Origin of the sequence: Modicisalibacter coralii, assembly GCF_004117855.1 — a bacterium.
Taxonomy (GTDB): domain Bacteria; phylum Pseudomonadota; class Gammaproteobacteria; order Pseudomonadales; family Halomonadaceae; genus Modicisalibacter; species Modicisalibacter coralii.
The window spans coordinates 44,495-58,833 of the sequence record NZ_QWBW01000027.1 but is presented as its reverse complement, the minus strand read 5'-3'; the positions used below and the strand labels follow the sequence as shown (position 1 = coordinate 58,833).

The following is a 14,339-nucleotide window of genomic DNA, read 5'->3' as shown; positions in this document are numbered from 1 at the left end:
GGGAACAAGTTCCCTCCCACCGGGCTACGAGCAGCTGGAGACAGTCGCGCTTCTATCAAGCTTCCAAAGGCCACGCAAAGGCGTGGCCTTTGCCGTTTGGGAGTCTGTATCGATGGACGACTGGCAGCCCACGGCGAGCCTCGCGACGCTGCGCGAGCGGGCGCGGCTGCTCGCCGAGGTGCGCCGCTTCTTCGCCGAGCGCGACGTGCTGGAGGTGGAAACGCCGGTGCTGGGCCATGGGGGCAGCACCGACGTACATCTGGATTCGCTGTCGACCCCGGCGACGACACCGGCGGGGCAGGAGCGGCTGTGGCTGCAGACCTCGCCGGAGTTCGCCATGAAGCGCTTGCTCGCTGCCGGCAGCGGGCCGATCTTCCAGCTGGCGCGCTGCTTTCGCGACGGCGAGGTGGGCAGCCGTCACAACCTCGAGTTCACCATGCTCGAATGGTACCGCCCGGGCTTTTCGCTGGATGCGCTGATCGACGAGACCGAGGCGCTGATCCGCACGCTACTGCCCGCGGCGGGGCCGAGACGACGGCGTCGCTATCGCGATCTGTTCCGCGAGTGCCTCGCCGTGGATCCGTTCACCACGCCGCTCGACGCGTTGCGCCGGCTGGCCGGGGAGCGCGGCGGGCTCGACATGCACGATGCCGATCGCGACGGCTGCCTGGATCTGTTGATGAGCCTGGCCATCGAGCCGACGCTGGGCCGCGAGGGGATCGACGTGGTCGTCGACTATCCGGCGAGTCAGGCGGCACTGGCGCGCCATGCCACCGATGCCGAAGGCGATCGGGTGGCGGCGCGCTTCGAGGTCTACGTCGCGGGGCTGGAACTGGCCAACGGCTACGACGAGCTGGTCGAGGCCGGCGAGCAGGCCGCGCGTTTCGCTGCCGACAACGCCGCCCGCGAGGCCGCCGGCAAGCCCGCGGTGGCGGTCGATTGGCGCCTGATCGCCGCCCTCGAGGCGGGCATGCCCGAGGGCAGCGGGGTGGCGCTGGGCATCGATCGGCTGATCCAGCTGGCGCTGGGCAAGGCCAGCCTCGCCGAGGTCATGGCCTTTCCCGCACCGCGCTGCTGAGCGCGGCCCGCGTTCACTGGCTCAGGCGAGGCACCAGCGGCAGCACCGTGAACACGCTGTCGGCACCTTCGATGCCGAAGTCGTTGTCGTTGGCGAGCAGCAGGTGGGTGGCGTCGAGCACGGCCACGCCCTCGATCTTGCTGGCCAGCGCCGGGGCGTCGGTCAGTGAATCGAAGACCAGTTGCTTGGCCACCGGCACGATGCCGACACTCGCCGGGTCGTCGACCTGGGCCAGGGTCGGGCGGGTGTCGAGGGCGTCGTACTCGCCGCCCAGCAGATCGGTCGCCGCACTCGCATCGATCCGGTAGAGCTTGGTGGTCTTGCTGACCCGCTCGAGGACGATCAGCCGGCCATCGGGCAGGATGCTCATCTCGCTGACCTTGACGCTGCTCTGCTTGGCGTTGGCATCGCCGCGTCCGCTATCGGCATCGTGGAAGGTGTCCGGGGTGTCCAGCCGATACAGATACTCGTGGGCGACCCCGGCGAAGCGGCCCTGGTCGTCGAGGTCGACCGCGAACAGGCGAACGTTGCGCGAGGTCTTGTAGGCCGCCTTGTCGGGGTTGGCCAGCGGGCTCTGCATGGCGAAATACAGGGTGCGGCCATCCGGCGACAGGGCCAGCGACTCGGCGCCGCGGTTGAGCTTGCGGCGCGACAGGATGGTCGGCAGTTCGCCGGCGAGGGGATAGTTCGCCGCCTTCAGGTCGTCGACTTCGTTGTCGGGAACCACGCGCTGCAGGATGGTGCCGTCGGCGGCGGCGTGGACCAGGCTGGGGCCGTACTCCTCGCTCAGCCAGAAACTGCCGTCCGCCAGGCGCACCAGTCCTTCGGGGTCCAGGCCCTCGGGGTCGAGCGGCAGCTGTGTGCCGTGGGCGTCGTAGCCGTTCTCGGTGTCGGTCACCGTCAGGGGGTTGCCGATGCCGCTGATCGGCTGGCCCTGGCTGTCCTTGAGGTCGATGCGACGTTCGACCCGGGCGGTGAGGTGGCCGTCGGCGTCCGCGCCAAGGCGGATGGCCGTGATCTGCGGCGTGAAACCGGGCATCGGGAAGATCTTGCCGTCGTTGTCGACCCCCTGCGGCCCCTTGCAGAAATCCGCCACGCCGACGACCTTGCCGCTGTCGTCGCAGTGGATGTTGGGCCCGCGGTCGGTCAGTGCATAGACGAGATCGGCGGGATCGCCGTCGCGATGGGTGGCGCTGCTGGCGTAGCCCAGGGTGAGGGCGAGGGTCTTGCCGTTATCGAAGGCGATATCACCGAGCGGCGTGTCCAGGGCCGTGCTGCCCGTACCGATGCCGGCATCGCTGGCGTTCGGGGTGGCGGCCCCGGCGGTGCCAGCGATGGCCAGCGTCAGGGTCAGCGACAACAGGGGCGCGGCCCCCCGGGTGAAACAGGGCATGTGAGCTTCCTCTAATGGGGAGAAAGCGTCCAGCCTCGCCGAGAATCATGTCGGAACGATGGCAGGTTGATGTCGCGCTCAATCCCCGGTGCCGGGAATCCGCTCGGCGGCGGCGTCTGCCGCCGCTGCGCCGGGAAACGCGCCCAGGCTCTGCCCCATGCGCACGAAACTGCCGTCGGCCTGCAGGTCCTGACGAAAGGCCACGGGGTCGGCACAGCACAGGATCACCGTCGAGCCCAGCTTGAAGCGTCCCATCTCCTCGCCCCGGGCGAGGCGGATCGGTGCGTCGAAGCGCGTGGTCTGGATCTCCCCGGATTGCGGCGTGACCTGGCCGGCCCATACGGTCTCGATCGCCGCGACGATCATCGCGCCCACCAGCACCATGGCCATGGGGCCGTGGGGGGTATCGAAGAAGCACACCAGGCGCTCGTTGCGGGCGAACAGTCCCGGCACGTGATCGGCGGTGGCCAGGTTGACCGAGAACAGCCGCCCGGGGACATAGACGGTCTCGCGCAGGGTGCCGTCGAGCGGCATGTGCACGCGGTGATAGTCGCTGGGCGAGAGATACACCGTGGCAAAGCTGCCGTCGCGAAAGGGGGCGGCCTGGTCGGCGTTACCGCCGAGCAGGTGGGTCAGCGAATAGTGCTGCCCCTTGGCCTGGATCAGCGTGCCGCGCTCGATGCGCCCCGACTGCGAGAGGAAACCGTCGGCCGGCGAGACCAGACCGTCGCCGAGCGGCCGGGCATCGGGCTTCAGTGCGCGAGTGAAGAAGTCGTTGAAGCAAGGGTAGGCGCGCGGATCGGGTTCGACGGCCTGGCTCATGTCGACATCGAAGGCGCGGATGAAACGCTCGATGAAGGTGTTCTTGACCCAGGGGGTGCGACAGCGCGCCAGATAGCCGATCAGGCGCGAGATCAGGTGCTGGGGCAGGGGGTACTGGCTCAGGGCGAACAGCTTGGCGCGATCCACGGCTCGGCATCCACAGCAACGAAAGAGAGCCCGCCACCTTAGTCGCCGCAGCGGGGCGGTGCAATAGAGTGGCTACGGCGAACTGACACCGGCCCATGCAAAGCCCCTGTGCAAAAGGCCTCAGAGGCTAGGTGTTTGGTCCCGCAAAGAAGTGGCTTGGGTCCTCCTGCCTCGTCATCTCCCTTTTTAGCTGGGCATGAACGAATTTGGAGGTCTGATCCTCGGCGACGAACAGGTAGACCTTGCCCTCGCCGATACGGGGCTCGCTGATATCGATGTGCAGGTAGCCAATCGGGTAACGCTTAAACCTCTTCTTCTCGCCCTTCCGGCCGCCCACCAGGCGTAACTGACTGATGCCGTGGTGCGGTATAGCTGATGCAGGTTCGACCGGGTGAGCGAAGGGATCTCTCGCTGAAAGGCATGGAAGCAGTCATCGAGGGGCAGCAGGGTCTTCTGCCGGAAGGTGACGGCCGACGCTTCCTCCTGAGGTGTGAGTAATGTGGAGCAAGCCGCCTTGGGGCCATCCGAGAGTCTTCTACGGTAGCCCGGCTGCGTCACTTGCGGACCGTCTTGGGGTTGATGCCGTAGCGGCGGCTCAACGTCGCGAGCGAAGCTGTCGATCGTTGTATCTCTGCTCGGATGGTGTGCTTGGTTGTGGCACGTTGATGAAGAATCGGTGCCATGGGCCGTCCTCCGAGAGTGGCTCGTGAGATAGACCATCACTCCGCAGGACCACACATTAGGTTGAAGAGGTTTTCAGGGATAAATCTTTTTTAAATTCATTGGCTTATGACAATCATTTCGGGGCGTGTAGATTAGGGTTGATTCACGATTGTTTGAGTACTATCTTTTATTGAAACGATGCGCAGCGTATTGAATGTGCGAAATAAAGCTCATGCTTGGCAAAAGAGCGGGCACTGGCAAGGCCCTGGAATGAGTGGTGTTGCATTGCTCGGCGTTGGGTGGTTTTGGAGGCCGACGTAGAAACAAGATAGAAACGTGGATACTGTCTATTTAACTTTTAGTTATCAGGTTCTAGGAGGTGAAGGATGGTGGTTGGTTCTGGCACACCTACTCCTGCATATACTCTCTTTGACCCAATATGTAATGAATGTTTAGAGAAAGGAGACTTGATCAGGATTGCAAACGGGACGGCATCTGTATTGCGAGTAAAAAATTTCTTTGACCATGGCTTGTGTGGCACTATTAGTGCCAATCTAACAAAAGCTGAGCTTGGGGCTTATGATGAGAAAGTAGTAACGCCGCGCATCGCTAAATTAGGCCCGGCTGTTTATGACTACTACTTAGATGCTGAGCTTGGGGAAGATTACTGGCGTCATCGAGACCAATCTAATGATCATCGAGCCCGCCTCTTAGAAACTGGCGACCCACTAGATATTGCGATTAGGGGGTTGTCTAGGGCATGGGGGGGACCGGTAGAAAAGGCGACGATCGGAGGAGAAAAGCTGTTTGCCGGCATGGTTCGTGAGATAAATAGTAGTGCTCGCATTCATTTTGATGAAATCGAAAGAGAACTGCCGGGCAGTCTAGATTGCTCCCCATTAGTTCAGCTGGCTTTTAACTGTTTTATAGACATGCCCCGAGAGGGTGGTGAGGTAACAGTTTTTCGCCGTAAGTGGCTCCCGAGTGATGAGAATCATCGTGATGGATATGGTTATTCAGAATTCTTAGTAAAAAATGAGCCTGCTATTTCCATTCGGCCTGAAATAGGAGATGCCATCTTTTTCGATCCAAGGAATTATCATAGGGTTGAATCTAATAGGAGTGAAGGGAGGAGAATAACGCTGTCGTTCTTCGTTGGAATTAAATCCGACGGGAGTTTGATGATATGGTCTTGAGTAAAGAGGCTGAATAATAGGGTGTTTTTAAATGAGTTTTAATAATGCTCGCTGATGTTATCAACTGGGCCTTGGTTATGGCGCTTCCGGGGCCCGATATCTTAGCAATCGCTACGTGTGCGATTAAATATGGCCGTAGCGCTGGTTTTAGAGCTGCTGCTGGCGTTACTCTTGGGGTGGCTACTTGGTCCTTGCTTTCAATGATTGGAATTGCGGCTATCTTAAAGGCGGTTCCTGTTCTGAGAGAGATTCTACCTATCATAGGCGCTTTGGTCCTTGTTGGTCTGGGGTTTTTAAACCTTCTTAAGAATATTCCTTTGGCCAAGCATTCGAACGATAAAAGCGATGGTTCGCGTGTCTATGCACATGGTATCCCTAATGCATTTGGATATGGCCTGCTGACTAATGTTTCGAATCCAAAGGCTCTCGTTTTCTTTACGGCAATATTTACTCCAATGATGGCGAGCTACAGCGGGGTAGTGGATAAGCTGCTTGTGTTTTTAATACTTATTTCCGTTAGCTTTTTGGTCTTTGGTGTCATGGCGGTCATGTTTAGTCTTTTTTCATTAAATAGATTTTTCCATAATAATGTTTTTGGTGTAATTCCTGGTGTTGTTTTTGTTTTTATCGGGCTTTATTATTTGGTAGATATTTTGTAAGTTGGCCCGAGGTGTTGCTTGGTTTTAGCTATTGTCAGTGGTGGCTTTAGATTGTTTTATTTGGGGTTGAGTGTAATTTTACTGGTAGAAAATTGTTGTCGGTGCTCTAGTAGAATTTTTCAGTAATGGTGTTGCGGTGCTGTTTTTATTTTTATTATATTTAGCTATGTCTGATGTAAAAATCAAAGATTTGGGAGAGGTGATATGACTATACGGCGTTATCTTGAAAATTCAGCTCTGACCGGTGAAGTCACGGTCACTTCGGTCATAACCGGCGAAAAGGTAATTATAAGAACTTCCGAAACATGGTTCCATCCCCAGGGAGGAGGACAAAGAGGGGATCGTGGAAAGATCGGTGACGCTCAGGTTCTCGATACCCGTTTCTCAGCGGATGGACAGATCGATCATATCGTCAGTGATGCGGGGCGGATCCAGCCTGGCATGAAACTCCCCTTCACCATCGACGAAGAACAGCGCATGATCAACATGCGCATGCATAGTGCTGGTCATCTCATTGCGGGTGTCGTCGAAGCCAGCTTTCCTGGTCTGATCGCAGTTTCTGGACATCATTGGCCAGGGGAGGGGCGCGTCGAGTTTCGAGAAGAAAAGCAAACCGACATTACCCAGGCCGAGGTGGCGCGTTTGGTAGGCAAGGCAATTGAGGCTGATCTGAAAGTAGCCATCAGTGGTGACCCTTATACCAATCGTGTATGTTCTATCGAGAATTATCGTCCTATTCCATGTGGCGGTACACACGTTAGTTCAACGTCAGAGATTTTTGATATTGAAATAAAAGGAATTAAGAGAAAGAAAGGAAAGCTCAGGATTGGGTACGATATACTTGGGTGCTGACCTTTGCGTGTGGCAGAGAATGGAGCGGAGTATCACGTAACTATTGAGCACTTGTTGGTATTTGAATTCATTGGTTTACACCATTGGTGATTGCTTTTGCTTCAAGCGTAACGGAAAAATCTCATGACTTCGCTGTTAACGCTGACTCCTGTTTTTGGGCTTCTCTTTGCATCACTTATCACCCCAGGGCCCAATAATTTTATAGTGTTGTTTGCTGCTAAGAAACATGGGTTGGGGTTCGTCGCGAAACCAATTAGCGGTATCATTTTGGGTGGGGTGACAGTCATTATTTTGACATTGCTTGGGTTAGACAAGATAGTCCATGCTTATCCCGTCGTTAGAAAAGTCATGGTTATTGTTGGTGGCGGTTATCTTCTATATATGGGGTACCTTATGTTTCGAGAAACAGGTTCGACATCTGATGTTTATAACTCATATGGATTCTTCAGTCTTGCATTGTTTCAGATCATTAATGTCAAGACCTGGGTGATGGCTGTCACTGTATCCTCCTCCGCTATAACCGTCCTAAATATATGGCAAGCCGTCGTCGTTGTTTCTGCCATGTTGGTTGCCTTGGGGTATGTTTGTTTATATTTTTGGGCCTCTTTTGGTAGGCTTGTTGATCATTTGTTGAATTCTGAGAAATCGAGAAAAACAGTTAACCAAATGTTAGGGGGTGTATTGATGGTGTCATCTGCATGGCTTGTGGTGTCAGAAATTATTTAATTGAGGTTGTGTAAATATTTTGCGCTTTAATCAGACATGGAGAGCTGAGTGCAATGAAAGGCTTTGCGGATCGGAGGCGGTCTTTTCTAATGGGTTGCGGGCTTATGGCGCTGATGACACCTGGATAGCGTCGCTCATACTGTTCCCCTAATGACTTTGCTTATACCCTTTAAGCTTTGAGGTGGGCCGCATCATATATACAGAGCACTACTTCGGCAATGGCGCTAAATTAATCGCCAAGGCAATCGCGCAGGCGGTCCAGTATTATTTAATTGAGTTCACAGTACGCTGTAAGCGCGCCATCTCTCAGGGCAGGGAGCGCTCTGCCATAGACTGAGCACGGCATCACTTGCCGGGAATAGTGGCGTGGGGAGTGCTGCTTGCGGAAACCACGCCCAGCGGGCGAAGACATCTGGCTCGGTCACTTGCGGTTCGGCGAGGTTGTCCTCGAGGGATACTTGCGCCGCGCCGGTGATCGCCGTATGACGAGCGGTCAGTTGTTGCAGGATAGCGAAAATGTCGGCCGGCCGTTGCGTGACAATGCCGGTTTCTTCGCGAAGCTCGCGCAGGGCGGCGGTCTCGAATGTCTCGCCGGGTTCGACGTGGCCGCCCGGCAAACACCAACTGGGCGTTTCACCGGCCTTGATCCGGTAGCCGAGCAGGAGATTGCCATCGGCACGGGTGACGATGACACCGACGCCGACTCTTGAAGCAACTGGCGGAGACATTCAGGCATATTCCTCGAGTGTTTCCAGCACGGAGCTGGCTGCGTAGTGGCCACTGATGAAGGCCGCTACGATACCACGAAATAAGCCGCAGGCGTCGCCGACGACCCAGGTGGGGCGATTCGGGATGCGTAACGTGCCATCGACCTTCGGGTACCAGCCGATACCCTCCAGGGTCGGGCCGATCAGTTTGGTCTCGTCATGCTCGATGGCTGGGAATCTGTGAATGAGTTGCCGCAAGCCCTGGAGCATGGCTTGGGCCACCTCCTTGCCGTAAACGGTGTCCATCGTCGAGGTGGCGCCTTCTTGCCCTTCGAGCCATGCCTTGAGCGGCATCTCGTAATAGGCGCTGGGCTCGCGCAGTGCGGTCCTGATTGTTTCGATGGTACGCCTTGCCAAGGCTTCATCGAGAATGCGCGTGTTGAAGCCGACGTTGGAACGCTGCGAGGGCGGGCCATCGGAATGTCCGGAGACCGTCCACAACCCTTGTGTCTGGGTGAGAACGGTCCGGCCGTTGCGACAGGCACAGAAGGTTCGCCATTCGGTGGCATCGGATGCGGAACGCAGTGTCAGCTTGGGATCTAGATTGGAGAGAGGCCGAAAGAATGCGCGTTCGCTGGGTTGTTCGATGCGAAACCCGACCTCCAGCCGGCGGAAGGTTTTTTTGATGTCATCACCAATGTCGAGCGCGCCAAAACGACCGGTCGCCCAGATCAGCGTTCGGGTGACGATTTCGTAATGCCGTCGAGTGTCTTGCAGCCCTAGATGGTGTCGTTTCGTCGACTCATCATAGCGATCACTCGTCAGGCGAGTCCGTGGGGCGATGTCGGCCTCGAGCCCGCTCACCAGACCGAACACTAGCTCCAGGCGCGCTTGGAGTGAAAGATAGTCGGAAGGATAGTCCTTGAGCGCCCAGTCACCGACACCCGGGGTATAGGCATTGGCATCGACCGGGAAGGGCGGGGTATCCAGGCCATAGGCGTTGAGCAGTTCACAGGTCCAGGCATAGGCATCATGCAGCGCTTCATGCCTGGGTAGATGCCAAAGGTGAGTCGCGGAAGGGAAGAACGAGAACTTGCCGTCCGAATACAGCCCGGCGCCACCATGGCCTTGGGTCAGTTCGGCTTGCCTCGTCTTGTCCCGCTCGCCGATTTCGCGGCCCTGGTCGATGAGGATGACCCGACGCCCCTGGCGAGAGAGTCTTTGCGCGGCGGCCAAGCCTGCTGGGCCGGCGCCGATGATGGCGACATCGTAGCGCTGCATGATGGGCGCTCTCGGCTAGCTGATGGAGGTCATGAGCCCCGAAAAGGCGTGAAATGGCCGCTGCAAAGCGTGTCGTGGTATCGTTGAGCCGCTGACAATAGCATCGATACGAGCCGTTTCGTATCAGGAAGTATCCTAATCCTCTCGCGTGGCTTTCGGCAAGGGTGTCATCAATGTCTTCAGTTTCCTCTCCAAGACCGGGTCGGCCGCGCAGCGCCTCGGCGGCCCCGAAGGCCATGCGGGCAGCGTTGGACCTGGCGCTCGAAGGGGGCCTTCCGCATGCCACCGTCGAGCGCGTCTCCGCCGTGTCGGGGGTGGCCAAGTCGACCCTCTACCGGCGCTGGCCGAATGCCCCGGCGATCGTCATGGATGCCTTCTTCGACGAGGTGGGGCCGATGATCGCCTATGATGCGCAGTTGCCCATCATCGAGAGCTTCTGCCAGAGCGTCGGGGCATTGGTGGGGGCCCTGGAAGGGCCGCGCGGGCAGCTGCTGCGGGAGTTGTTGGGGACCGCACAGGCCGACCCCGACCTGCGCGAAGCGTTCGTGGAACGCTGGATCGCGCCCAGGCGCCAGTTGGGCCAAGAGGCCATCGAGGCGGCCATCGCGCGAGGCGAACTGCGCCCGGACATCGATCCCGCTTTGGCCCTGGATCTCATTTACGGAGCGGTTTACTACCACTTGACGGTGTCATTCAGCGATATCGACCGTTGCTTCGTGGCCACGCTGGTGGATCGGGTGCTGAGCCCCTATCTCACCGCCCGGGCATGATGTCCGTTCACTACGTCTCGATCGGCGTGTCGTCGCGGTTGCCCCATTCCTGCCAGGAGCCGGGGTAGCCGCGGATCTTCTCGAAGCCCAGCGCCTTGCCCACCAGCCAGGTGAAGCCGCTGCGGTGATGGCTCTGGCAGTGAGTGACGACTTCCATGTCGGGGGTGAGCCCCAGCGCCTCGAGTTCGGTGATCAGTTCGGCGTAGTCGCGGATACGCAGGTTGCGCTCGCGATCCATGGCGTCGGTCCACTGCATGTTGACCGCGCCGGGGATGTGCCCCAGGTGCTTGTTCTGGCCCTTCTCGCCGCGGTACTCCTCGGGCGAGCGGGCATCCCAGACCGCCAGCGTCCTGTCGGCGAGGCGCTCGGCGATTTCCTCGCGTTCGATCATCACCGCGGGGTTGAGGATCTCGGCGCGATAGTCGCTGGGCGTGGGCTCGTGCGGCGTGGTGGATTGTTCCAGGCCGGCGGCCCGCCAGGCCTGGATGCCCCCATTGAGGTAGGAGTAGCGGGTATGGCCGATCAGCTCGAGGGTCCACAGCAGGCGTCCGGCCCAGCCGCCGCCCTCGTCGTCGTAGGCAACGACGTGGGTGTCGCGGGTCAGCCCCAGCGACGCGAACAGCGCCGACAATGCCGCCTCGTCGGGCACGTCGTTGGGCACCTCGCCGCTGCCGACCATCAGCCGGCGATGATCGAGGAACACCGCGCCGGGTACATGGCCCTCGCCGTAGCTGTCGGCCTTGAGCGGTACGTCGACGATCAACAGCTGCGGTTCGTCGAGTCGCTCGGCAAGCTGTTCCGGCTCGACGATCAGGGGCAGCAGGTTGTCTTCGGAACTCATCGGTCACTCCTTTCCGGGAAGCGGAATCGCCAGGCAATGATGGGGATGATGGCACAGCCACCCGGGCCTCGCGAGGCCCGGTGTGGTTGCTGCCGGCCGGCGGGTCAGCGGTCGTCGAGGCCGTCGAGAATGCGCCGGTAGCTGGCGAAGCGCTCGGCACTGATCGCCTCGCGGTCGACGGCATCGAGCAGTGCACAGCCGGGTTCGTTGCGGTGGCGGCAGTCACGGAAACGGCAGCGGCCCAGGTAGTCGCGAAACTCGATGAAGCCGTCGGTGATCCGCGTCTCATCGAGATGGCCGAGGCCGAACTCGCGGATCCCCGGGGAGTCGATCAGTTCGCCGCCGGCGGGCAGCGTGTAGAGCCGGGCGGTGGTGGTGGTGTGGGTTCCCTTGCGCGACTCCTCGGAGAGCGCGCCGATGCGCAGGGCCTCGTCCGGCAGCAGGCGGTCGATGAGTGAGGACTTGCCGACCCCGCTCTGCCCGACGAACACCGACGTGCGCCCGGTGAGCTGCGCGTGCAGGGCATCGAGGCCGGTGGCGCCCCGGGTGGTGGCGCGCACCACCTGATAGCCCAGCGCGCGGTAGCGTTCCAGCAGCCGGCCCAGCTCGCCGCCGCCCTCGGGCAGCAGGTCGGTCTTGTTGAGCACCAGGACAGGCGTGATGCCGGTGGCCTCGGCGGCGACCAGGTAGCGGTCGATGAGGTTGGCGAACGGCGCGGGCTCCACGGCGAAGACGATCAGGATCTGATCGATGTTGGCGGCGACCGGCTTGAGCTGGCCGCGCGGATCGGGGCGCTCGAGCACGTTGTCGCGGGCATCGCGGGCCACCACCACGCCGCTGCCGTCGGTGGCCTGGCGCCATATCACCCGGTCGCCGGTGACCAGGCTGTCGAGGTTGGCGCGCAGGTGGCAACGATGCAGGGCATCGTCGTCATTGCCGCGGATGTCCAGGCTGCGGCCGAAGTGGGCGATCACCCGGCCGGGCTGCTCGTGGCCGTATTCGCCCGCCTCCAGCGCCTGGCTCTCGCGCTCGGTCTGCTTGTCGGCGCGTGCCGCGCGCTCGGCCTGGATCTTCTCGATGCGCCAGCGTTGCTGGCGGGTCAGCTTGCGTTTGCTCATGGGGCCTCGAGGGAGCGTACAATGGCCCCATTGTAACCAGCCATGCCGTGGCTGTCCGAGCCCCTGACGGCGTTGCCGCGAACGCACGCGCCATGGCCTCGTTCAGACCGGCGATGCGTCCCGTAATCAAGGAGCCCTCATGGCCGACTCTGCCGCCCCGCGCAACGATCTGCTGGTGTGGATCGATCTCGAGATGACCGGCCTCGATCCCGACAAGGAGCGGATCATCGAGGTGGCGACGCTGATCACCGACGGCGAGTTGAACCTCGTCGCCGAAGGGCCGGTGATCGCCGTCAAGCAGTCCGATGCCCTGCTCGGGGCGATGGACGAATGGAACACCAAGACCCACGGCGAGTCGGGGCTGATCGATCGGGTCAAGGCGAGCACGGTGGATACCGCGACCGCCGAGCGCCGGACGCTGGATTTCCTGGCGCAATACGTGGCGCCCAACTCCTCGCCGGTGTGCGGCAACAGCGTTCACCAGGACCGGCGCTTTCTCGAACGCGAGATGCCCGAGCTGCTGGCGTTCTTCCACTATCGCAATCTCGATGTCTCGACGCTGAAGGAACTCGCCAAACGCTGGAACCCCGAGGCGCTCAAGGGCTTCGAGAAGCGCAACACCCACCAGGCGCTCGACGACATCCGCGAGTCGGTGGCGGAGTTGCGTCATTACCGGCGGACCTTCCTCAATCTCGAGCCGCCCAGGGATGACGAAGAGGAGTGATGAAAGCGGTAAGCGATAAGCGGTAAGAAAAAACTGGCCGGGCCGGCGCATGGCAGACCCTCTGACTTACGGCTTACGGCTTACGGCTTACGGCTTACGGCTTACGGCTTACGCATCGCTGGCGATCCTGGCCTGCCGCTTGGCCCGCTGGCGCTCCAGCGCCCAGCGCACGTGCTCGCGGACCAGTTCCGACGGGTAGGCGAGCCGGGCGTGTAGCGCGCCCTCCACGGCGCGGCTCCAGGGGGCGTTGCCGAGCCCCACGGCGAGGTTGCGCAACCAGCGCTCGTAGCCGATACGGCGGATCGCGCTGCCCTGGGTCTTGTCGAGGAATTCCTCCTCGCTCCAGGCGAACAGCGTCACCAGGTCGGCACGGTCGAGGTCGTGACGCGGGGCGAAGTCCGGCTCGTCGCTGGCGCGGGTGAAGCGCGTGAACGGGCAGACCAGCTGGCAATCGTCGCAGCCGTAGACGCGATTGCCGATCGCCTCGCGAAAGCGCTCGGGGATGCTGCCGTGCAGTTCGATGGTCAGGTACGAGATGCAGCGCCGGGCGTCGATGACCTTGTCGTCGACGATCGCGCCGGTCGGGCAGGCGGTCTGGCAGGCACTGCAGGAGCCGCAGTGCTCGCGCTCGAACGGGGTGTCCACCGGGAGCGGCAGGTCGGTGTAGAGTTCGCCGAGAAAGAACAGCGAGCCGGCCTGGGGATTGAGCAGCATGGCGTTCTTGCCGAACCAGCCCAGCCCGGCCTTCTGCGCCAGGGCGCGTTCCATCACCGGTGCCGAGTCGACGAAGGCGCGATAGCCGTAGTCACCGACCTCGGCCTCGATGCGCTTGGCCAGCTCGGCCAGGCGCTTGCGGATCAGCTTGTGGTAGTCGCGGCCCAGCGCATAGCGCGAGACGTAGGCTTTCTGCGGCCGACCGAGCACCCTGGTGGTCTCGACCTCCGGCGGCAGGTAGTCCATGCGCACGCTGATCACGCGCAGCGTGCCGGGGACCAGTTCGGCCGGGCGGGTACGCTTGGTGCCGTGCTTGGTCATGTAGTCCATCTCGCCCTGGTAACCGGCGGCCAGCCAGCGCTCGAGATAGCGTTCATGGCTTGCCAGGTCGGTATCGGTGATGCCGACCTGCTGGAAGCCCAGTTCGCGGCCCCATTGCTTGATACGCGCGGCCAGGTCGGCGGGATCGTCCAGATCGCGAGCGTCGGGCTGTCGGAGGTGGCTGACGGTCATGAGTCCACGTCGGGTCGCTGGTGCTGCAGGGAGGCTGCAGGAAGAAAGGGGCGCAGCCTACACTATTCGCCAGATTCACCAAACCATGTTCCTAGTCTTTGTACGAAAACTGCCTGCGCTCGGCAATACGGCGTT

General features: G+C 60.6%; 14 protein-coding genes. 7 read left to right on the top strand and 7 right to left on the bottom strand.

What is annotated here, in order from left to right; translation table 11 throughout:
• Nucleotides 1-112 precede the first annotated feature (112 nt).
• Nucleotides 113-1,078 (top strand): EF-P lysine aminoacylase EpmA, encoded by a 966-nt coding sequence (gene epmA / locus D0901_RS15005; RefSeq protein WP_129141117.1) that lies wholly within the window; start codon nucleotides 113-115, stop codon nucleotides 1,076-1,078.
• 13 nt (nucleotides 1,079-1,091) lie between these two features.
• Here the strand turns inward: epmA and D0901_RS15000 are convergent, their stop codons facing one another.
• Both D0901_RS15000 and asd read right to left on the bottom strand, forming a co-directional pair.
• Nucleotides 1,092-2,471, bottom strand: a complete 1,380-nt coding sequence (locus tag D0901_RS15000; RefSeq protein WP_129141116.1) for an esterase-like activity of phytase family protein — start codon at nucleotides 2,469-2,471, stop codon at nucleotides 1,092-1,094.
• Nucleotides 2,472-2,549: 78 nt separating this feature from the next.
• Complete coding sequence (asd, locus tag D0901_RS14995; protein WP_129141115.1) at nucleotides 2,550-3,440, bottom strand: archaetidylserine decarboxylase; 891 nt, start codon at nucleotides 3,438-3,440, stop codon at nucleotides 2,550-2,552.
• Nucleotides 3,441-4,489: 1,049 nt separating this feature from the next.
• Between asd and D0901_RS14990 the strand changes: the two genes are divergently transcribed.
• The 4 genes from D0901_RS14990 (at nucleotide 4,490) to D0901_RS14975 (ending at nucleotide 7,536) form a co-directional block, all read left to right on the top strand.
• Nucleotides 4,490-5,299 carry a 2OG-Fe(II)-dependent halogenase WelO5 family protein gene (locus D0901_RS14990; protein ID WP_129141114.1) on the top strand — a complete coding sequence of 270 codons (810 nt, stop codon included), beginning with the start codon at nucleotides 4,490-4,492 and terminating at the stop codon, nucleotides 5,297-5,299.
• A 44-nt stretch (nucleotides 5,300-5,343) separates the two neighbouring features.
• On the top strand, nucleotides 5,344-5,958 hold the full coding sequence (locus D0901_RS14985; RefSeq protein WP_129141113.1) for a LysE family transporter: 615 nt from the start codon (nucleotides 5,344-5,346) through the stop codon (nucleotides 5,956-5,958).
• 204 nt (nucleotides 5,959-6,162) lie between these two features.
• On the top strand, nucleotides 6,163-6,810 hold the full coding sequence (locus tag D0901_RS14980; protein ID WP_129141112.1) for an alanyl-tRNA editing protein: 648 nt from the start codon (nucleotides 6,163-6,165) through the stop codon (nucleotides 6,808-6,810).
• Nucleotides 6,811-6,933: 123 nt separating this feature from the next.
• Entirely contained in the window at nucleotides 6,934-7,536 is a 603-nt protein-coding gene (locus tag D0901_RS14975; RefSeq protein WP_129141111.1) for a LysE family translocator, read from the top strand.
• Between the two features lie 278 nt (nucleotides 7,537-7,814).
• Here D0901_RS14975 and D0901_RS14970 read toward each other — a convergent pair whose 3' ends face one another.
• Nucleotides 7,815-8,264, bottom strand: coding sequence for a nucleotide triphosphate diphosphatase NUDT15 (locus D0901_RS14970; protein ID WP_129141110.1), 450 nt, complete (start codon nucleotides 8,262-8,264; stop codon nucleotides 7,815-7,817).
• Nucleotides 8,265-9,524: an FAD-dependent oxidoreductase gene (locus tag D0901_RS14965; RefSeq protein ID WP_129141109.1), complete on the bottom strand. Its 1,260-nt coding sequence runs from the start codon at nucleotides 9,522-9,524 to the stop codon at nucleotides 8,265-8,267.
• Nucleotides 9,525-9,760: 236 nt separating this feature from the next.
• Between D0901_RS14965 and D0901_RS14960 the strand changes: the two genes are divergently transcribed.
• A complete protein-coding gene (locus tag D0901_RS14960) occupies nucleotides 9,761-10,294 on the top strand; it encodes a TetR-like C-terminal domain-containing protein (protein ID WP_162500881.1) in 534 nt (177 codons plus the stop codon).
• Between the two features lie 10 nt (nucleotides 10,295-10,304).
• Here the strand turns inward: D0901_RS14960 and D0901_RS14955 are convergent, their stop codons facing one another.
• A complete protein-coding gene (locus D0901_RS14955; RefSeq protein ID WP_129141107.1) occupies nucleotides 10,305-11,135 on the bottom strand; it encodes a sulfurtransferase in 831 nt (276 codons plus the stop codon).
• Between the two features lie 104 nt (nucleotides 11,136-11,239).
• Complete coding sequence (gene rsgA / locus D0901_RS14950; RefSeq protein ID WP_129141106.1) at nucleotides 11,240-12,253, bottom strand: small ribosomal subunit biogenesis GTPase RsgA; 1,014 nt, start codon at nucleotides 12,251-12,253, stop codon at nucleotides 11,240-11,242.
• Between the two features lie 139 nt (nucleotides 12,254-12,392).
• Here rsgA and orn point away from each other — a divergent pair, with 139 nt between their 5' ends.
• Nucleotides 12,393-12,977, top strand: coding sequence for an oligoribonuclease (gene orn / locus D0901_RS14945; protein ID WP_129141105.1), 585 nt, complete (start codon nucleotides 12,393-12,395; stop codon nucleotides 12,975-12,977).
• A 108-nt stretch (nucleotides 12,978-13,085) separates the two neighbouring features.
• Here the strand turns inward: orn and queG are convergent, their stop codons facing one another.
• Nucleotides 13,086-14,204 carry a tRNA epoxyqueuosine(34) reductase QueG gene (queG, locus tag D0901_RS14940; protein ID WP_129141104.1) on the bottom strand — a complete coding sequence of 373 codons (1,119 nt, stop codon included), beginning with the start codon at nucleotides 14,202-14,204 and terminating at the stop codon, nucleotides 13,086-13,088.
• Nucleotides 14,205-14,339 lie beyond the last annotated feature (135 nt).